This window comes from Collimonas pratensis (genome assembly GCF_001584185.1).
GTDB lineage: Bacteria > Pseudomonadota > Gammaproteobacteria > Burkholderiales > Burkholderiaceae_D > Collimonas > Collimonas pratensis.
Genome location: NZ_CP013234.1, coordinates 3,740,891 through 3,759,420, shown reverse-complemented (window position 1 = coordinate 3,759,420; position 18,530 = coordinate 3,740,891). Strand labels below are relative to the sequence as shown.

14 protein-coding genes are annotated in these 18,530 nt (G+C 55.1%); 11 read left to right on the top strand and 3 right to left on the bottom strand.

Annotated features, from left to right (window positions below):
• Nucleotides 1-90 precede the first annotated feature (90 nt).
• Both CPter91_RS16820 and CPter91_RS27765 read left to right on the top strand, forming a co-directional pair.
• Nucleotides 91-699, top strand: a complete 609-nt coding sequence (locus CPter91_RS16820; RefSeq protein WP_061942202.1) for a TetR/AcrR family transcriptional regulator — start codon at nucleotides 91-93, stop codon at nucleotides 697-699.
• 154 nt (nucleotides 700-853) lie between these two features.
• Entirely contained in the window at nucleotides 854-1,039 is a 186-nt protein-coding gene (locus CPter91_RS27765) for a deoxyribodipyrimidine photo-lyase (RefSeq protein ID WP_082792938.1), read from the top strand.
• A 259-nt stretch (nucleotides 1,040-1,298) separates the two neighbouring features.
• Here the strand turns inward: CPter91_RS27765 and CPter91_RS16815 are convergent, their stop codons facing one another.
• On the bottom strand, nucleotides 1,299-3,443 hold the full coding sequence (locus CPter91_RS16815; protein ID WP_061942200.1) for a TonB-dependent receptor: 2,145 nt from the start codon (nucleotides 3,441-3,443) through the stop codon (nucleotides 1,299-1,301).
• A 258-nt stretch (nucleotides 3,444-3,701) separates the two neighbouring features.
• On the opposite strand from CPter91_RS16815, the gene CPter91_RS16810 reads away from it, so the two are divergent.
• The 7 genes from CPter91_RS16810 to CPter91_RS16780 all read left to right on the top strand — a co-directional run bounded on the left by CPter91_RS16810 (nucleotide 3,702) and on the right by CPter91_RS16780 (nucleotide 9,699).
• Nucleotides 3,702-5,183: a DUF4331 domain-containing protein gene (locus CPter91_RS16810; RefSeq protein WP_061942198.1), complete on the top strand. Its 1,482-nt coding sequence runs from the start codon at nucleotides 3,702-3,704 to the stop codon at nucleotides 5,181-5,183.
• Between the two features lie 7 nt (nucleotides 5,184-5,190).
• Entirely contained in the window at nucleotides 5,191-5,466 is a 276-nt protein-coding gene (locus CPter91_RS16805; RefSeq protein ID WP_150119735.1) for a hypothetical protein, read from the top strand.
• 59 nt (nucleotides 5,467-5,525) lie between these two features.
• Nucleotides 5,526-6,014 (top strand): hypothetical protein, encoded by a 489-nt coding sequence (locus CPter91_RS16800; RefSeq protein WP_061942194.1) that lies wholly within the window; start codon nucleotides 5,526-5,528, stop codon nucleotides 6,012-6,014.
• Between the two features lie 79 nt (nucleotides 6,015-6,093).
• Nucleotides 6,094-6,693 (top strand): HupE/UreJ family protein, encoded by a 600-nt coding sequence (locus tag CPter91_RS16795; RefSeq protein WP_061942191.1) that lies wholly within the window; start codon nucleotides 6,094-6,096, stop codon nucleotides 6,691-6,693.
• Between the two features lie 57 nt (nucleotides 6,694-6,750).
• On the top strand, nucleotides 6,751-7,329 hold the full coding sequence (locus CPter91_RS16790) for a HupE/UreJ family protein (protein WP_061942189.1): 579 nt from the start codon (nucleotides 6,751-6,753) through the stop codon (nucleotides 7,327-7,329).
• 17 nt (nucleotides 7,330-7,346) lie between these two features.
• A complete protein-coding gene (locus CPter91_RS16785; protein WP_150119734.1) occupies nucleotides 7,347-8,540 on the top strand; it encodes a tetratricopeptide repeat protein in 1,194 nt (397 codons plus the stop codon).
• A 34-nt stretch (nucleotides 8,541-8,574) separates the two neighbouring features.
• Complete coding sequence (locus CPter91_RS16780; protein ID WP_061942186.1) at nucleotides 8,575-9,699, top strand: HupE/UreJ family protein; 1,125 nt, start codon at nucleotides 8,575-8,577, stop codon at nucleotides 9,697-9,699.
• 131 nt (nucleotides 9,700-9,830) lie between these two features.
• Here CPter91_RS16780 and CPter91_RS16775 read toward each other — a convergent pair whose 3' ends face one another.
• Both CPter91_RS16775 and ltrA read right to left on the bottom strand, forming a co-directional pair.
• Nucleotides 9,831-10,502, bottom strand: coding sequence for a group II intron maturase-specific domain-containing protein (locus CPter91_RS16775; protein ID WP_061942184.1), 672 nt, complete (start codon nucleotides 10,500-10,502; stop codon nucleotides 9,831-9,833).
• Nucleotides 10,503-10,661: 159 nt separating this feature from the next.
• Nucleotides 10,662-12,119: a group II intron reverse transcriptase/maturase gene (gene ltrA / locus CPter91_RS16770; protein ID WP_061942182.1), complete on the bottom strand. Its 1,458-nt coding sequence runs from the start codon at nucleotides 12,117-12,119 to the stop codon at nucleotides 10,662-10,664.
• A 1,610-nt stretch (nucleotides 12,120-13,729) separates the two neighbouring features.
• Between ltrA and CPter91_RS16755 the strand changes: the two genes are divergently transcribed.
• Together CPter91_RS16755 and CPter91_RS16750 are read left to right on the top strand one after the other, a co-directional pair.
• Nucleotides 13,730-15,067: a hypothetical protein gene (locus CPter91_RS16755; RefSeq protein WP_061942175.1), complete on the top strand. Its 1,338-nt coding sequence runs from the start codon at nucleotides 13,730-13,732 to the stop codon at nucleotides 15,065-15,067.
• Nucleotides 15,068-15,904: 837 nt separating this feature from the next.
• Nucleotides 15,905-18,367 carry an ATP-binding protein gene (locus CPter91_RS16750; protein WP_061942173.1) on the top strand — a complete coding sequence of 821 codons (2,463 nt, stop codon included), beginning with the start codon at nucleotides 15,905-15,907 and terminating at the stop codon, nucleotides 18,365-18,367.
• Nucleotides 18,368-18,530: the final 163 nt, after the last annotated feature.

The following is an 18,530-nucleotide window of genomic DNA, read 5'->3' as shown; positions in this document are numbered from 1 at the left end:
TGTTATTGATGGATGTGGTGTTTTATGGTTCGTGCTAATATTACTACCGATAAAACAGAAAAGCTACTAATTGGTAGCTAAAATTTACCGATGAGTATATTTCCAAAAATAAGCTTTAAAAAACAAGCATTTAAGCTACGTGAAGATGCCATTCTTGATGCCACAACAGCAATATTGGGCAGCAAGGGATATGACTTGATGACTATGGACGACGTTGCTAATGCCGTGGGCATTTCCAAGCCCAGTCTTTATAAGCACTTCAAATCAAAAGAAGAGCTGGTAGGTGATGCATTGATCCGTCTTATTGACGGAGCCAATGACTACTTGGGGCAAATGCAAAATGAACTTAGTCCGATGCAAAAGTTATCTGCATTGTTGGAATGGGCGTTGCGGATCAGATTAGATGGCGGCATGCCATTTTTACCCTCAACCAGTGCACATGTGCGTGAGATGTTGATGCGTAATATGAAATATGTAATGCGTGTTTTGATGCTCAACACCAAACTGGAAAGATTAGTGATCGCTGCGCAAAAGAATGGCGAATTTGATCCGACCTTACCGAGTGACGTAATTTTATATAGTTATTACGCACGTACCTGCGATCCCGCTGTAGAGTATTTGCAAAAATTCAGCAAAATAGACAGTGAAAAAATCATTGCGTCCATGTTACAGGTTGCTTTCCAAGGTTTCAAAATCTGAATGTAAAGTTTTTTTTCGACTGATCCGTCAGGACTGTCTGGCAGATGATGAATATAATTCTGCACTATTTATTTGGTCTGAACTGGTATCCGAAAATTCCAATCTGCCCCAGAGTCTCCTGCAGATAGAAGACAATTTTCCTTTCTCAAAGCCAATGTCCGCCACTGTACCAGTTTGGTTTCGTCGCGATTTACGGTTGTTTGATCATGCTGCTTTATCTAAAACACTGAGAAAATCACAACGTGTCATCGCTGTATTCATTTTCGATTCCACTATCTTGCAAACGTTACCCAGACAAGATCGTCGTCTGGCATATATCTGGCACAGCTTGCAGCAATAAAAGATACTCTGCGCGAGCAGGGCTCAGATTTATTGGTTCGGTATGGCGATCCTTGCCATGAAATTCCTGCTCTGGCATAACAATGCAGAGCCGCTGCGGTTTACACCAACCATGACTATGAAGCGGGAGCGATCTGGCGCGATGCCAGCGTCGCACAATAATTATCTGCGCAAGGTATCAGGTTTCACAGTTATAAATAAGAGTGAGATTTGTGCAGTTCCACTCCTGGTTGCCGGATTGCTGTCGGCGCTAAGCGAGCTCAGTAGCTCAACCTCAAAGTCAGGCGAAGCTGGCGTGGTTCGCCGGGGTGGACGGTGACTCCGCTCGGCACGGCGCCGGCGCCCGGCGAGACTTGGTAGTCTTGCTGGTAAGCGATATCGTAGTACTGGCGATTGAACAAATTGAGCGCATCCATCGACAGCGAAACTTGGGGTGTAATCTGACGTTGCAAACGTAGGTTGGTGACGATCGCTGATTGCGCTGTCAGGCTGCCGTCCTGCGCCAGCGGATAAGGGCCGATATAGCGGGTTTCCAGCCCGGCTGACCATGGTCCCAGGCGCTGCAGCGTGAGCCGCAATAACGCCACCTTGCTGACCGCGTTCGGAATCATGTTGCCGAGCGCGTCGTTATCGTTCATTTTGGCGTAGCGTGCATGGGTCCAGGCAAAATCCGCATCCAGCAGCAGCCAGCGGTTGACGATCCAATGGTTGTTCCATTCAATGCCGTGGCGCTTGCTGGCGCCGTTGGGCGATGTGCTACCGATGCTGGAATCGGCGGCGTAGATGATTTCGGAGTCGCTGTCCAGGCTCCACAGGGCCAGCGAACTTTGCAAGCCGTCGATGATTTCCGTGCGCACGCCGATTTCCTTGCCGCTGCTGCCGGCCAGTGCCGGCACCGGCGAGGCCGGCGTACCGGTGGTCGGATCGATAGTGTTGATCACGCCGCGTGCATCGTTGCTGTGAAAACCTTTGCCGGCATTGACAAAGAATTCAGTCTTGGCCCAGGGGCCGAAGATCAGCGACAGCTTGGGCGAGACTCGGCTGCCGGCTGCGCTGCCGGAATTCTGCGGCAGTGAATACGAGGTCATGTCCATATTGACGCGATCCGCTCGTACGCCAACCAGCGTGCGTAGCCAGTCGCTCCAGATGGTGGTGTTTTGCAGATATAGGCCGGCCAGGGTTTCACTGACCTTGTCGTCCGATACCGTTTCAAAGGGAATGCGGGCTTCGCTGTTCTTCAGGCTGACGTCGATGTTGTCATGCCGGACCTGCAAACCCAGTTCGGTGGTGGAGTCATGGCCGAGCAAGCCGTGGGTCCAGCCTTTGACGATCTGGGTGCCGAGGATGTTGCGGCTCTCGGCTTGCTGAAACTGGTCGCCGGTCGCCGGTCGCAACTCGAAAAAGGTGAAGTTGGACCACAGCTTCAGGCGATAGTGTTCGGCGTAGGCGGAGATTCTGGTGTAGCCGCTGGCGTCATGGCTGTGCCACTCGCCGGACAGCCGCGCACGCCCGCTTTCGCCGCCGTCGGTTGGATCCAGTGCCGAGAAACGTCCCAGTTGCCCAGCTTCGATCAGCTCCAGCGGCACCTGGTCGGTGGAATTCCATTTGGCGTCGTAGTAGATGCCGTCGATCGACCAGCCCTTGGCCAGGTTGCCGTCGCTCAGGCGCAGCAGGGCGTTGGTCTTGTGCATGTCTTCCTTGAGCGCCCACGGCCCGTTGTTGCGCATGACTTCCAGCGCACCCAGCAGAACCGGCCCCTGGCCGACCGCCGCGGTGTCGCTGCCGTCCTGCGGTGGCTGCGTCAACTGTAATGAGCCAGCCATTAGCGCCCGGCGGTAGCCGTAGGCGCCGCCGGTGAGGTCGATGATGTTGTGTGCCAGGCTTTTGCGGTACCGGATATCGGCCGAACCGGCCGAGGCAAAATCGCCGTTCTGGGCGAAGTAGGGACCTTTGCGGTAATCGATGTGGTCGACCAGTTCGGGGATCAGGAAGTTGAGGTCGGAATAACCTTGGCCGTGGGCGTTGGTCGGCATGTTGACCGACACGCCGTCGACGCTGGTGGCGAAATCGGTGCCGTGGTCGAGGTTGTAGCCGCGCAGGAAATACTGGTTGGCCTTGCCGTCGCCGGAATGCTGGGTCACCACCAGTCCCGGCACGGTTTCGAGGATTTCGCCCGGCCGCAGCAGCGGCAGGTCCTGCAGCAGTTCACCGCGAACCATGCCTTGCGATGCGGCGTTGGAGCTGCCCACAGCGTTGTCGTAATGGCCTTCAACCGTCACGATTGGGAGCATTGGGATAGTGGGAGCCGGCGTGGTTGCGGACTGGGCAGCCTGGCCGACCTGGGCCAAGGCCGGAATCGCGGACAAGCAAAAAGTAGTTGCGGTTATCCATTTTGCTGCGCGCATGCCGGCCTGCCTCCCAAGATATTACTTATTTTGATTTCTTCTTACTCTAGCGCGGAAAAAATCGTGCTCATTAGAGATACGCGGCTTTTCTTGCGCCGGATGCAAGTTTTGCGATTTATTTTCACTTTGGCTGCGATAAACAGCCTCTTCTTGAATCCACTAGGCAATCCACTACGTAGAACTCACAGGCGCCGCAAATGCGGGGCAACTGGGCCATCGCTGCGCCGAAACCTTCAATGTTACCCACGGGAGAGCAAGATGAAATCAGTAGCGAGTGCTGCGCTCGGCTTAGCCGCCGGATGTATGCTGATTGCCGGAAGCGCTTTGGCATCCAGTCATAGAGAGTCCCCATTTGTAGCTCAGAATCCGAAAGTCGACGGGACCGACTTTTACATGTTTCGCAGTTATGAAACTGGTCGCAGCGGTTTTGTCACCATCGTTGCCAACTACCAGCCTCTCCAGGATGGCTGGGGTGGACCTAATTTCTTCATGATGGATCCCAAGGCCCTGTACGAAATCCACATCGACAACGTCGGCGATGGCCATGAACACATTACCTATCAGTTCCGCTTCAGTAACAACCTGCTCGATCTCGTGGTGCCTGTCGGCGGCAAGAATGTCTCGGTGCCTTTGATTAACATCGGCGCCATCAATGCACCCAAGGCCGCCACCCTCAACGTCCAGGAAAGCTACACCATCACCATGGTGACCGGCGATCGCCGCACCGGCGCTGTCGCGGCGATCACCAATGCCGCCAACGGCAGCAGCACGTTTGACAAGCCGGTTGACTACATCGGCAACAAATCGCTGCCTAACTACGCTGCCTATGCCGCGCAACATATATATAACATCAACATTCCCGGCTGCGGCACGCCGGGCAAGGTATTTGTGGGTCAGCGCAAGGATCCGTTCGTCGTGAATCTGGGCGGCACCTTCGACCTGGTGAACATCACTGCACCGGCGACTGCATTTGATCCACAGGCAGAGAACAAGGGCCTGGATAATCTCAAGCTCAAGAATGTGACTGCCATCGAAATGGAAGTGCCGATTTCCTGCCTTGCAAGCAGTACTGATCCGGTGATTGGTGGCTGGACTACCGCGAGCGTGCGGCAAGCCAGGCTGATCAATCCTGGACCAGGCCCCGGCGTAGGACTGGCCAGCAAGGAAGGCGGCGCTTGGTCTCAGGTTTCGCGTCTCGGCATACCTCTAGTGAACGAACTGGTGATAGGTTTGAAGGATAAAGATCGTTTCAACACCAGCAAACCATCGGACGATGCGCAGTTCCTTGCCTATGTCACGAATCCTACTTTGCCTGCCTTGCTGGAAATCCTGTTTAGCAGCGCCGGCGTCAAGGCCCCGACCAATATTCCGCGCAATGATCTGGTGACAGCGTTCCTTACGGGCGTGCCTGGCGTTAATCAGCAAAAAGTCGTGACGCCTTCGGAAATGCTACGCCTCAACACCAGCACCGCCGTCACCGTGCCGGCCTCGCAAAGCCGCCTCGGGGTGATTGGCGGTGATTCCGCCGGTTTCCCGAATGGCCGTCGTCCGGGCGATGACGTGGTCGATATCGCCTTGCGCGTCGTCATGGGGCGGCTCTGCACCTTGAATATCGGTTGCGCACCGGCTAGTGCACCGTCCGGCGCCATCGATTTCACCGACGGCGCTTATCTGGACCAGACCTTCTTCGATACCGCTTTCCCGTACCTGAAGACACCTGTGCCCGGCGTGTTTAACTAAGGAGTACATGATGAAACGCCTTATGACATTGACCATGATCGTCGGCGCCGGACTGGTTCTGGCGGCGTGCGGCGGCGACGGCGGCTCTTCGGGGGCACTCGGAGGAACGGCGCCGCCGGCACCTGCGCCAGCGCCTGCTCCGGCGCCTGCCCCCGTAGCTGACGCCTTCACCGTGGAGGTCGAGCAAGTTCTTACGACCACGTCGGATACCGCCAGCCCGATCTCGACCGATTCGATCACGGTAACGCAATCCGAAACCACCTCGCCGGTTCCTCTGAACTGACAGCCGTAAGCGCATCTGGCGGCTCACGGCCGCCGGATGTTTTTTCAAGGAGTGCAGTGATGAACATCCGCAGCTATCTGTATGTTGTGGCATTGATGAGCCTGGCGACGGCTGCCCATGCCGCCAAGCCTGCGCCGGAATACGTCAATCAGCTGGGCAAGGTGTATGCAGGCATCCGCAGCGCCCGAGATCAGCGCGATATCTGCAAAACCATGTATCCGCAGCAGCACGCCAGTTACGACCAGGCCTGGCAGCGCTGGCAAAGCCGCAATCAGCCGCTGGTCAATGAGTTCGAACGCCGTTATGAGCACTATTTGCGCGATCTGGCTGCCGGTAACACCGCCATGTATAAACAATACAAGGCAATCATGGAAAACAAGTTTTCCGAAACCAGAGTGGCGCAGACCATGGCTCTGAAGCATGCCAGCCCGGCCCAAGCACTGCAGACTTGCCAGGACTTTTCCTCGAACCTGGATGGCAGCGCGGATCCCGCCCGCATCTATGCGCGTGAAATATCCGGTAGCCGGCGCCTGGTTCCGGCGATTTGAATCTGCGATGGATCGGCACCGCGATGGGGTGCTGGTGGGGCGTTGAGTCACTGTCAAATAATAACAAAGGAGAAAAATCGTGAGCCACAAGACACTGAAACTGGCCTTGCTGGTGCTGCTATCGCTGGCGGCGGGCGCAGCATCCGCGCACATCGGCCAGGGCGACATGGCGGGCGGCTTCAAGACCGGTTTCCTGCATCCGATTTCTGGCCTGGACCATGTCATCGCGATGGTCGCGGTCGGACTGTGGGGCGCGCAACTGGGGCGGCCGGCGATCTGGGTACTACCGGTGACGTTTCCGCTGGTGATGACGGTGGGCGGCGTCATGGGAGTGCTTGGCGTGCCGCTGCACGGGATTGAAACCGGCATCGCTTTATCGGCGCTGGTACTGGGCGCGATGATCTGCCTGGCAGTGCGGCCACCGTTATGGGTTGCCGGCGTGATTGTCGCGGTGTTTGCGATCTGCCACGGCTATGCCCACGGTGCCGAGCTGCCGTCGTCCGCCAATCCCTTGACCTTTGCCATCGGTTTTGTGCTGGCGACCGGCTTGCTGCATGCCTGCGGCATTGTGCTGGGCTTGCTGTACAAATGGCGCGCCGGCCAATATGTATTGCGCATGGGTGGCCTGGCGATTGCCTTTGGCGGTGCCTACTTCCTCAATCTGGCGATGGCGGGTTGAGCCATGCGTACCGGATTCGCGCGCGCTAAGGAATGGAGATGGCCAGCCGCCGTTGCCATGGGCCTGGCACCTTCGCTGGTGCAGGCGCATGCGGCTTTCGCTGGGGCCGGCGACTTTTACGCCGGCGCGCTGCATCCGCTGACGTCGCCGGAACATATCATGCTGCTGCTGGCGCTGGGGATGCTGGCAGGACAGAACGAGCGCCACCGCTGTTCTTTCCTGATCGCGCTGTTTCCCGCTGCGGTGCTGGTCGGCGCTCTGGTGGTGCAATACTGGCCAGCGCCGCAAAGCATGTTCGTCATTAATGTCTGTACCGTTATCGGCGCCGGCATCCTGCTGGCTGCAGGACGGCCGCTGCCGCGCAGCGTCCTTGGCCTGTTCGCGGCATTTGCCGGCATCACCTTCGGCATGGCCAATGGCTCGGCGCTGGAAGGCAATATGCTGCCGGACGCTTTCTTTGCCGGCATCGTCGGCGTGGCTTTCCTGGCGTTGGCCTATCTGATGGCCGTGGGCGATGCCTTGTTGCAGCTGCGGCAGGGTTGGATCAGCATCGGCATGCGCGTAGCGGGCAGCTGGACCATCGCCATCGGAGTGCTGGTGCTGAGCCTGGCGGGACGCCAATGGCTACCGGCCTGATCATGGAGATGCCCGCGATGCGCTCAGTCCTCGGCTGGTTCAACGTCTTGCTGATCGCTTTGCTCTGCATGGCGCTGACCCCGCTGGCGCAGGCCGAGCCGTTCAAGCCGACGGACGACGCCATGGTGCTGGAAACCTTGCCGCGTCGGGATAATGATGCCTTGAATGCGCGCATCGCTAGCTTGCGCATGCAGCTCAATGCCGCGCCGGCGGACTTCAAGCTGGCCAGCGAACTGGCTGAACGGCATTTGAGCCGCTTCCGCCGCGACAGCGATCCGCGCGACCTGGGCCAGGCCGAAGCTGCTATCGCGCCATGGCTGCGTACGGATAATCCGCCGGCGCTGGCGTTAATCTTGCGCGCCAGCGTACAGCAGAGCAATCATCAGTTTGACGCCGCGCTGGCCAATCTCAACCTCGCCATGAGCAAAACCCCGGGCAATCCGCAGGCGTTGCTGATGCGGGCCAGCATCCTGCAGGTGCAAGGGCACTACGCGGCCGCAAAGGAAAGCTGCGGCGCGCTGATTTTCCAGGATACGGTATTCGCCGGCATCTGCCTGGCGAACGTGCTCGCGGTCAGCGGCCAGCCGGACCAGGCCACGGCCCTGCTGCAACGCATGCTCACGCAAGCGCCGCCAGAACAGGGCATCAAGGCCTGGGCTGCCGCCAGCCTGGCGGAGGCCGCTGCATCTATTGGCCAGGATGCCCAAGCTGAGGCGGCGCTGCGTTCTGGTCTGGCCGCCAATCCGCGCGATGCTTACCTGAAGACGGCGATGGCCGATTTCCTGCTGGCGCAGCGCCGGCCGCGTGAGGTGTTGCCGCTGCTGGCCGACGATATCCGCAACGACAACCTGCTGTTGCGGCTGGCAATGGCTGAGCAGCAATTGGGCAGCGCCGACGCCAGGGCCCACATCGATGACCTGCAAGCTCGTTTTGCCGCCGCGGCGGCACGCGGCGACCGCGTCCACCTGCGCGAAGAAGCCATGTTCCGCCTGATCCTGCTGAACCAGCCGGAAGCCGCATTGCAGCTGGCGCAAGCCAACTGGCAGGTGCAAAAGGAACTGGCCGATTGCCGCATCTTGTTGGAGAGTGCGGTGGCTGCACACCAGCCGCGGGCTGCGCAAGCAGCGCTGGAATGGCTGAAAACCGCTGGTCTGCGAGCGCCATCCTTGCTGGCCCTGGAGCAGCAGGCGCAGCTGCCGGCTGGACGGTAGTGGACTGTAAACCTGGAATATCAAAGGTATATGGATGAAAATCGGCGCGAAAATTCTGCTGACCTGCTGGCTGCTCTGCCTTTCATCGCAGGCGCTGGCGCACAAGCCCAGCGACAGCTACCTGGCCATCAGCGTCGACGGCGCGGACTTGCATGGCCGCTGGGATGTGGCCCTGCGCGACCTCGACAATCCGCTGGTGCTCGACAGCAATGGTGACGGCAAGCTGACCTGGGGCGAGCTGAAGCGGCGCCAGGCGGATATCGCGCACTATGCCTTTAGCCGGATTACCTTAGCTTCAGACGGCCAAAACTGCCCAATACAGCCGGGCGAGATGCTGATCGACCATCATACCGATGGCGCCTATGCAGTCTTGATGTTCAATGCGAAATGCGCGCTGCAGCCGGCCCGGCTCGCTATCGACTATCACCTGTTCGCAGACATCGATACGCTGCACAAAGGCTTGGTCAGCGTGGTCAACGACGGCGCTATCGCCACCGCAATACTGGGGCTGGATCATCCACAGGAAACACTGGACCTGCACGGTAAGCCGCTGGCAAATGTCTTCATCGATTTCATGCTGGAAGGCATGGGCCACATCTGGCGCGGCTTTGACCATGCCTTGTTCCTGATAGCCTTGCTGCTGCCGGCCTCATGGGTGGCGCGCGGCCGCAGCTGGCAGGCGGTAGCGTCGCCCAGGCCGGTGGTGCTGGAACTGCTGCGCATCGTCACTGCGTTCACCGCCGCGCATGCGATCACCCTGACGCTGGCGGCTTTCCACCTGATCAGCGTGCCCGCGGTGCTGGTGGAAATCGGCATCGCCGTCACCATCCTGCTGGCGGCGCTCAATAATATTTATCCGCTGGTCCAGCGGCGCCTGTGGTTGATCGCATTCGCCTTCGGCTTGATACATGGTTTTGGCTTTGCCAATGTCCTGATCGACATGGCCTTGCCGCCGCTGCACTTGGCAGTCGCGCTGGCCGGCTTCAACCTGGGGGTGGAAGCCGGCCAGCTCGGCATTGTCCTGCTGTTGCTGCCGGTGCTCTATCTGTATCGGCAGGAACATTGGTTCAAGTTGGCGGCGCTATACGGTGGTTCGGCCGCGATTTCCGTATTTGCCGTGTCCTGGATCGTAGAGCGCTGTGCCATTCTGAGTGTCTGATGTCTTGCTAGCTATCGGCCTTTAAGTCGGGTAACAGCAGCGCATTGCTGCGCCGCCGTCCCCTAAGAACGGAGCGTGCGACTTTCACCGCACTCCGCTCAAGCCTCTCTAAGTCTTCTTTCGTTAACCGGCTAGTCCCGGAATCGTCGATATTGACGCCGTGCGAAATAGTCGTGCCACTCGGGATCAAATGGATTAGCAGCACTTTGAATTTTGAGGTGTCGCCGGATAAGCGTATCGCTGGCCTTAACCAGCGCGACAAATTCCTTTGTTCCTTCATTTTCATTTGCTGCAAATATCCAGTCGCGATGTCTTATGCGTCTGAAATATTTTGCTTTAATCCACCTCGCACCTTTGTTGTTATGACGACGCTTTGCCCAGCGCCACAGCAGTAACCATAGATAGCTGTCCACTTTTCCAAAGGCTTCGCTGGCCACACCATGACGATGATATTGCGCCCAGCCACGGATGACTGGATTGAGCTGCCGTATCACATTGATCTGTTTGGCCGATGCGTTGCCTTTGACGATTTCCCTGAGCTTGCTGCACAAAGATTGAATACCCTTCTGCGCAGGCCGCGTCAGCAACTTGCTGCCGACGCGCCGGATATTAATCCCAAGGAAATCGAACCCCTCTTCAATGGCCGTGGCACGCGTTTTCTCGGCTGAGAGAGCCAAGCCCCGTTCCGCTAAAAATGCTTCGATAAACGGTCTGACCTTTTGTTCCAGAAATTCTTTCGATCTCCCTGTCACAATAAAATCATCAGCGTAGGCTACCGTTGACGGCACAACGGGCCTTGTCACCGCGGTGCTCTACGGGCAAGGCAATTATTCCAGCAGCTTCATGTCGCACATTGGTCGGGTAACAGCAGCGCATTGCTACGCCGCCGTCCCCTAAGAACGGAGCGTGCGACTTTCACCGCACTCCGCTCAAGCCTCTCGAAGTCTTCTTTCGTCAACCGGCTAGTCCCGGAATCGTCGGTCTTTGCGCCGCTCGAAGTAATCATTCCACTCCGGATCAAATGGATTAGCGGCACATCGAATTTTGAGGTGTCGCCGGATTTTCGTGTCGCGGGCCTTGACCAGCGCAACCAGTTCCGTTGAACCTGTATTTTCGGTAGTAGCAAATACCCAGTGGCGATGTGCTATGCACTTGAAGTATTTATCTTTAATCCATCTTGCCCTTTTGTGGGGATGACGTCGAGTAGCCCAGCGCCACAGTAACTGCCATAGATACGTATCCACATCCGTAAAGATTTTCTTGGCAACACCATGTCGATGATATTGCGTCCAACCACGGATGACCGGGTTGAGTTGCTGTATCAGGCTATATTGTTTTGCCGTCAGATTATCTTTAACGATTTTCCTGAGCTTGCTGCACAGAGACTGAATGCTTTTCTGTGCAGGCCGCGTGAGCAGCTTGTCGCCGAAGCGACGAAGATTCACGCCCAAGAAATCGAATCCCTCCTCAATTGCAGTGACCCGCGTTTTCTCAGCAGAGAGGGTGAGACCCCGTTCCGCCAGAAACGCTTCGATGCACGGTTTGACTTCTTGTTCCAGGAACTCTTTCGAGTGGCCTGTCACAATAAAATCGTCGGCGTATCGAACGAAGTTCATATGGAGTCGATTGCGCTTCCCTTCGGTGTTTGCGAGCTGTTGACTTAAACGTGCTTGCAAGCCATCGAGTGCCATGGTTGCCACTGTCGGAGAAATAATACCCCCTTGTGGTGTGCCCGCCATAGTTGGAGAGAGGATGTGGCTTTCCATGAAGCCGGCTTTTAACCACGTTGCCAGTATCGCTTTATCCGTTGGGATATTGGCGAGTAACCAGTCATGGCTAAAATTGTCGAAGCATCCTTGAATATCGGCTTCCAACACCCACCGAGCAGAGAATTTCTGCGACAGCGATCTGAAGCACTGTTCTATCGCATCTGCTGTTGAGCGTTTTGGCCGAAATCCATAGGAATGCGGGTCCGCCGTGGTCTCCGAAACAGGTTCGAGAGCTTGCAGGTAAAGCGCCTGCATGGCCCTGTCACGCATCGTCGGAATACCCAGCGGCCGCAGCTTGCCATTACTTTTGGGGATGTACACCCGTCGCAACGGTAGAGCCCGATACCCGCATCTGCTGAGCGACAATATGCCGCTCCATTTGGCATTGGGAGTCAACCATGTTGCCTTATCGACCCCCGCTGTACGCTTACCTTGATTTTCGGTCACCCGTTTAACTGCCAGTGCTTTCGCACTGAACGAGTGGGTTAGCAGCCATTGCAAGGATTTCACCTTGTGCCAGCGGCCTTCCTGTACTGCCTTCACGATACGCACTTGCAGCTTTCTCACTTCTCGGCGACACTGGTGCCAGTCGATCTGGTTCCAATGCTCAGAGTTGCGGGCTGGTGCACCCATCGGATAAGTGATGGTCATTTGCGATTCCTGCCTTCAAAAGTTCTACAAATTCTCTCGTGATGAGAGACCGGACGGAAGTGGGCCTGCTTTCGCATGGGATGATGTTGCAACCCCTATCTCTGTCATTACAGCAAAGCATTCGCTTTCTCCGTCTTCCTCTACCCGCACCGCCAACAGCTTCCCTTGCGGGTCGCCTGCCCAGAAGGCAGCGATACGGGCTTACCATGTTCCGATGAGATAACACAGTGGGTTAGGTTCTGCCTCTCCGCCGGTAGCTATGATGTCCGTGTATCCCGAGGACTAAGAGGGATAGCCAGCTACGTGCCTTTTGGCTCCAGCCTGTCAGCGCTTTTGGCTGGTTCGTGGTGACGACGTTTATCAGCAATTCACTTATGTTAACCAATACCACCAAGCCTAGCGTGAGAGCCGCATTTGCGCTTGCAGCCCTCCATGCATTGTCCTGACCGCTTCAGACCAGACAGTTACCCATCTCGCCTGGGTCAGTAGGCTACCGTTGACGGCACAACGGGCTTTGTCACCACGATGTTCAGTGGGCAAAGCAATTACCTCATCAGCACCATGTCGCACCAGTCCCCCCCACGCCTGCCGGCTTCGTTAAATACACTGCTTTTAACGCAGTTCGCAGAAGCATCAAGCCCCCTAGCGGCGCGGGGTGCGCGGGAAAAATGCTTGCAACGATTTGACGCAAAATGACGCGCTTTTGGAGTGAACCCCTGGTCCAGTCGCAGGGGTTCCATCCATTGGGATAGCAGTTGATTATCATCGGTGATGGCTTCCGGAGGCCGGCGAGGATGCTTTCAATTGCTACGGATTAGCCCATGTTCTGATGTTTTGTAGACGATACATGGACGGTGCTTTGTTACGCTTCTATGTGGATTTCCATTGGGCAATAATGGTGACGGTACTTATTGTCATCAATACCGAAATGATAATCAACAAAGTGCACCAGACATATGCGGCCAAGGGCGATGGATTTGACGCCATCGTTGGCTCCTACAACTGCAAACACATGTATTCATGTATTGGGCAATCTGTCCGCGACTGTCTTCGAACGAAACACGATAGAAAAACCTATGGTTGCGTCCGAAATTATTTGACCATTGCAGTTGTCGTCAATAGATTTTGCGCGCAGTGAGATTCATTTCCTATTCATAAATTAACAAAACAAACAGATGAACTACCCAAGACTGAACAAAATTTCTGTGGCATTCCGCCGCGCCCCATTTATTCTCGTTATTGGGATGAGTCTCGCATTGGCTGCGTGTGGTGGCGGTGGAGACAGCGATGGCGGCGCAGCCAACTCGCCGTCGACAGCTGCTCCAGCACCTGGATCCACGCCAGCACCTGGATCCACGCCAGCACCTGGTTCCACGCCAACACCTGGTTCCACGCCAACACCTGGTTCCACGCCAACACCTGCGTCCGCTCCTGTGCCGACATCAGTAGCATTTGCAGCAGCCGGGCCGGTCAGTGTCACAGTCGCCGATGGTTCAACGGGCACGTATTCCAATAGCGCGTCAGCGCAATGCAGTGGCGGCCCCGGCGGGCCCATCAGTTATTCAAGTTCTGATCCTGCAAACGCAGCTGTCGACGCAAACGGAAACGTTATGTACCGCAGCGCCGGAGCGTTTACGATTACAGCGACGGCCGCCGCGACGGCCGGATGCATGGAAGCTACTGCAAGCTACACGCTTGGGGTGAAGAAGTCTGGCGCGTCGATTGTCTGGACAAGCCCGCCGCCGGCAAGCCTGTTCATTGCGGACGCCAATGTGACGCAAGGCGCAAGTTCCGCGGTTATCGCCGCGGCGTTTGTATCTCCGAATACCGCGCCAGCGTCATGTAAGATCACCTACGCGGTCTCAGCGCCAGCCCTTGCAACAGTTACGGGCGCTGCACCCTACACGCTGGCAGCGGTGGCAGCGGGCACTGTTCGGGTGACAGCAAGTGTCTGTGCTGGCGACCCGGTGTACGCGGAGCAGACGTTGTCCGCCGTCGTCACCGTCGGGGCCCAAAAAGACGCGTTGCTTGCGGACGTGCGGAAGATGCGGCAAGCGTATGCGAGCTACGTCGATCAACTGGACAAGAGCGGGGCATTTTTGCCTGACGATCCGAGTCAAGCAACGCCAGCGCAAATGCAAACCTTATATAACGATCCGAACTGGTTTTTGCAGACACCCTGGACAGTCGATCCCGCAATTGCGGATAACACGTCGTACACGCAGGCCGATGGGACTATCGTCAAGATCAACATCCGTGGTGGTCTGGTTAACTCGATGAGCGCCTTGCGGTACTTCTTGCGTACAAAAGGGTATGCGCTGTCCCTGCCAAGCTATATCTACGTTGAATCGATTTCAGGGGTGCCCGGCTCGCTGATCGATTATCGCGAGTTGCTTTATATCACCAGGAACATGAAGTACAAGCCGACGTTCGCATACGACCCTACTAGCAACGCTGACGTATTCACATCTAAGGAGGGACCGCGTCACAACCATATTCTGGCGTCGGATCCGGACACCGAACTTGCCAAGCTACCTATCACGACCGTGGCGAGCACAATAACCTTTACGGCGAATACGATCAATGCGTGGGGCAAAATGTGCCCGGGTTCAACCTGGCCTTGCGCAGATAATCCGACCTACCAGTCCACGGTGGGGGCGTTCGGAACCTATGCGAGTCTGTTGGTACATGAATTAATGCATAGCTTCGGCTACAACCATGCCAACACGCCCGTCGTCACCGCGCTGGGCCAGCTTCTGGGTGCCGACAGCAACGGCGTGATTCAAATCGATGGCGCCAGCTACACGGCTAAAGATGTGAATTACGGCATCCAAGGCGCGATCGAACACGCGGTCTGGTATCAGAGCCCATTCAACCAAAAAACGTCTGGCCTCTACATGCTCTTGCCTACCTATGGGCGATACAGCTTGGGAAATTGCTGCAGCTAGGTTGCCGTCGATGCAGATATCGAGGTCCGTTCCGGCAACCAGCCGGAACAGCGCCACAAGTCGTGCAGACTTGTTTTTTATTCGTTCGAGCGACCGTGCCTCTTATGCACGAATGCTTCCAGGTCGGGCGTGTCTAAACGCGTCCGACCATAGCAGCCGTGAGAAAATGCAGAGCGACCGCGCATGAGCAAATCGAAGCACTCTCGTGGAAGACACACCCATCTTTCGCAAATTTCTCCATGTTCGGCTAGTCCGGCGGATACACCGAATGCCCCAGCAGCATCAGCATAGGCAATCTCGGATTTTGTTTTGCAAAACAGAGTAAGACATCGGCGACTGCAATTGAAACGCACATCCCCTCGGTTATTTCACTAATGTCGCACGCATCGTCGGTACGTGGCGACCTTCAATTATCGGTTGGAGCGATAGAGACAGTCTAAAAATCGATTTGCAGCCAGGCGTAGGTGCGCCGACAATCCAGCTGCCAAAAATAGTACCTAATAAGCAAATATGGCGAATTGCAAGTCATTTGCCCCGTCGCAACTCATTTTTGTTCGAACAATTTGAAGAACTGCCCCGAATTATTCATGGGGCGCGGTTAGCGCGACGCTTAGCAGACCATGCCGATATTTTCGAAGGTCGAATGAATTATCAATTTCGTGGATTGCGTTTCTGCGTTTGTTGGGCAATGAGCCGATGAGGAATTGTAAAAATAAAACCGCATTAATGCGTGTGCACATTTTCCTGCTGTTACAACGTGCCTCATTACTGTACGAAGTAAATCAATGTTAATAAGGCATCCATTAACGTGCCGAGGTACCCATAGGACAATCAGATATGACCGATGCGTGTTTCAGGTTATTAGGTTCACCTGAACTCTCCAATGTTAAGGCAGATCAAAGCGTCAAGCTTTCCTACTCCAAGTTGATTCTGTTGCTGGCCTATTTGGCGTTGGAACATAAAGTGCATACCCGTGAGGCGCTTGCGGATTTATTTTGGCCAGCGTTAAAGATAGAAGATGCTCGGGCGAACTTGCGCCGAGCATTGTTTAACCTGCAGCAGGCGTTTTCAAAAGCCGGGCTACCAAAATCATTGATCTATGCAGATCGCAACACGGTGCGTTTGTCCGGAGAGTGTATTTGGGTTGATGTCCTTGAATTTGAGCGGGGAAGGACCTCGGATCGCGCGTCAATTATCAGTCGTCAGTTGGCGTTATACAAAGGGACGTTTCTAGATGGAATTTTCCCCACTGAAGTTGAGTTGGCTCGTTGGGTACAGGATCGCCGAATCCAATATGAGCAACAAGGCACCTCGCTGCTTGAGCGAATCATCGCTCAAGCAGCGATGGCTGGCGATCTGGATGCCGTTGAACGGAGCTGCAGGCAACTCATTACGATGGATAGCACTAGCGAACTGGCGCATTCTTCTCTCATTGATATCTACATGGACGCAGGCAATGAAGCCGCTGCGTTAAAAATTTATGAAGCGTACTGTCAAAAACTTCAAATGCACCTAGGGAGTGCTCCGCCAGCAACGCTTGCGGAGCGCTTCGGGAACATCACACCTCAACAGCAGGCAGATCTTAAGATAGCGAAATTATTGCCAATAGAGCGACCAAAACGTTCCTCCAGCGTAGTGACGCGTGAAAATCGACTGGTTGCCGTCCTCCATATCCAGATTATTTCTTCGATACAAAGGGAACCGGAAGTATGGCTTCAGCTAAGTTCGGCCATCGTGCAACGGCTTCATATGCTGGCATCGGAATATCATGGTACCTTGCGGCAGCTGTCCAGTTCTATTGTCCTCATTTACTTTGGCTATCCAACGGCGAACGAACACTCCTCGAAATTGGCTATCGACGTTGGATTACGCGCTCATAAATTTATCTCGACAGAGTGCGATCGTATCGACATCAGAAGTGCTGTTCATGCTGATGTAATGATTACCTGCTCAGACAATATTTTGCCCGACCTGATTGGTGAATGTACGATGATTGCCCGCAATCTGGCCGCTTCTGTTGCGTTTGGTACGCTTCTTGCGACTAAGGAAGCGTTGCATGGGATCGCTGCATTCTTTAACATTACACCCGCCGATGGCGCACCACATTCAGCATTTAAGGTGGATGGCAAACGCGAACCACTTGTAAATATACTCAATCCCGACAGCAAACCTTTTGTGGGGCGAGTGCAGCAATTGCGCGCATTCTACGCGGCGTGGAAAAATGCCAGGATCGCTGGAGGAGCAAGCGCGCTATTGGTCGGTGGAGCGGGAAGTGGCAAGTCTCGCTTATTGAGTCAATTTCTTGTTTCCTCCTGCGTGCAAGGGAAGGAAGTCTGCTTGATTCGTTTTTTGCCAGAAGACGAATCTTTGCCATTGCGTCCGGTGCTTGCACTAATCCGATCTTGCTGGGAAATCAGCGAAGAATTAACGCAAGAAGTCGAGCTAAAACTCATCGCCATACTCGTTGAAACTGGTATATGCGATCACTACACGGTGCAATTGCTCGCCGAGATTCTGAGCACGCAAGGAGAACTCAGACAAAATATCTCAACGTCCCAACGAGACAGACTGTTTTCTGCCATCGCCATTAGTCTAAGAAAAATGACAGAGCAGATCTCTTTAGTCACCCTTGCGTTCGAAGACATTCACTGGGCCGATACCCTTTCGCTTGACTTCATCTCTTGGCTACGAAAAAGAGATAAACAACTTCATATTTTTCTCATTATTACTGGCCGCAAATTCCCTGAAGCGTTAACTTCCCACGGCAGTCCGGATACCCTGATTGAGCTCCCCCCGTTTCAACCAGTAGAGGCAATCGCGGTGGCATCGCAGTATCCTCAATTTCTGAGTGTTCCATTGTCGTTGCAGCATCAACTGCTTGAGATGGCTGATGGCATTCCGCTTTTTATTGAACAAATACTGGAATTCGCCTTCGAGCATTCTGGAAAAATAAAGCAATTTTCCTGCCCTGCATCTTTACGTAACCTCTTCATGATGCAGATTGACCGGCTTGGAGATATACGCCAGATGTTGTGCCATGCTGCATGTGTCGGCAGGGAGTTCTCGTTACAGATTTTGGCGGCCATCGAATCGATCAGCGTTCAGCTATGCCGTCAATTCGTCAACAAGATGATCGCTGCAGGATTGGTGGAGAAGCTGCCGGAACCCGATCAATTTCAGTTTCGCTACTGGCTGACTCGAGAAGTTGCATTTAGTACGCTCTTATATGCTGAGCGACAGCAAATACACATAAAAATTACTGAATTTTATTCTCGAAACAATAAGGTGTTGATTTACTGAGATGTATCCGATATCACGAATAGGATCAAACTAACGTTTCATCCAATTTACGTGTGGGGGGGGCTGTCATGGATATCGACATTCTCGGAATCGATTTGGCCAAAGGGTTGTTCCAATTGCACGGCTCTGATCGTCACGGCTAGCCGCATTATCGCCAGATCGT

What these genes read in the sequence shown, in the direction of transcription:
- CPter91_RS16820 (WP_061942202.1), top strand. Translation starts at nt 91, where the DNA reads ATGAGTATATTTCCAAAAATAAGCTTTAAAAAACAAGCATTTAAGCTA.
- CPter91_RS27765 (WP_082792938.1), top strand. Translation starts at nt 854, where the DNA reads ATGTCCGCCACTGTACCAGTTTGGTTTCGTCGCGATTTACGGTTGTTT.
- CPter91_RS16815 (WP_061942200.1), bottom strand. Translation starts at nt 3,443, where the DNA reads ATGCGCGCAGCAAAATGGATAACCGCAACTACTTTTTGCTTGTCCGCG.
- CPter91_RS16810 (WP_061942198.1), top strand. Translation starts at nt 3,702, where the DNA reads ATGAAATCAGTAGCGAGTGCTGCGCTCGGCTTAGCCGCCGGATGTATG.
- CPter91_RS16805 (WP_150119735.1), top strand. Translation starts at nt 5,191, where the DNA reads ATGATGAAACGCCTTATGACATTGACCATGATCGTCGGCGCCGGACTG.
- CPter91_RS16800 (WP_061942194.1), top strand. Translation starts at nt 5,526, where the DNA reads ATGAACATCCGCAGCTATCTGTATGTTGTGGCATTGATGAGCCTGGCG.
- CPter91_RS16790 (WP_061942189.1), top strand. Translation starts at nt 6,751, where the DNA reads ATGGGCCTGGCACCTTCGCTGGTGCAGGCGCATGCGGCTTTCGCTGGG.
- CPter91_RS16785 (WP_150119734.1), top strand. Translation starts at nt 7,347, where the DNA reads ATGCGCTCAGTCCTCGGCTGGTTCAACGTCTTGCTGATCGCTTTGCTC.
- CPter91_RS16780 (WP_061942186.1), top strand. Translation starts at nt 8,575, where the DNA reads ATGAAAATCGGCGCGAAAATTCTGCTGACCTGCTGGCTGCTCTGCCTT.
- ltrA (WP_061942182.1), bottom strand. Translation starts at nt 12,119, where the DNA reads ATGACCATCACTTATCCGATGGGTGCACCAGCCCGCAACTCTGAGCAT.
- CPter91_RS16755 (WP_061942175.1), top strand. Translation starts at nt 13,730, where the DNA reads ATGTACCGCAGCGCCGGAGCGTTTACGATTACAGCGACGGCCGCCGCG.
- CPter91_RS16750 (WP_061942173.1), top strand. Translation starts at nt 15,905, where the DNA reads ATGACCGATGCGTGTTTCAGGTTATTAGGTTCACCTGAACTCTCCAAT.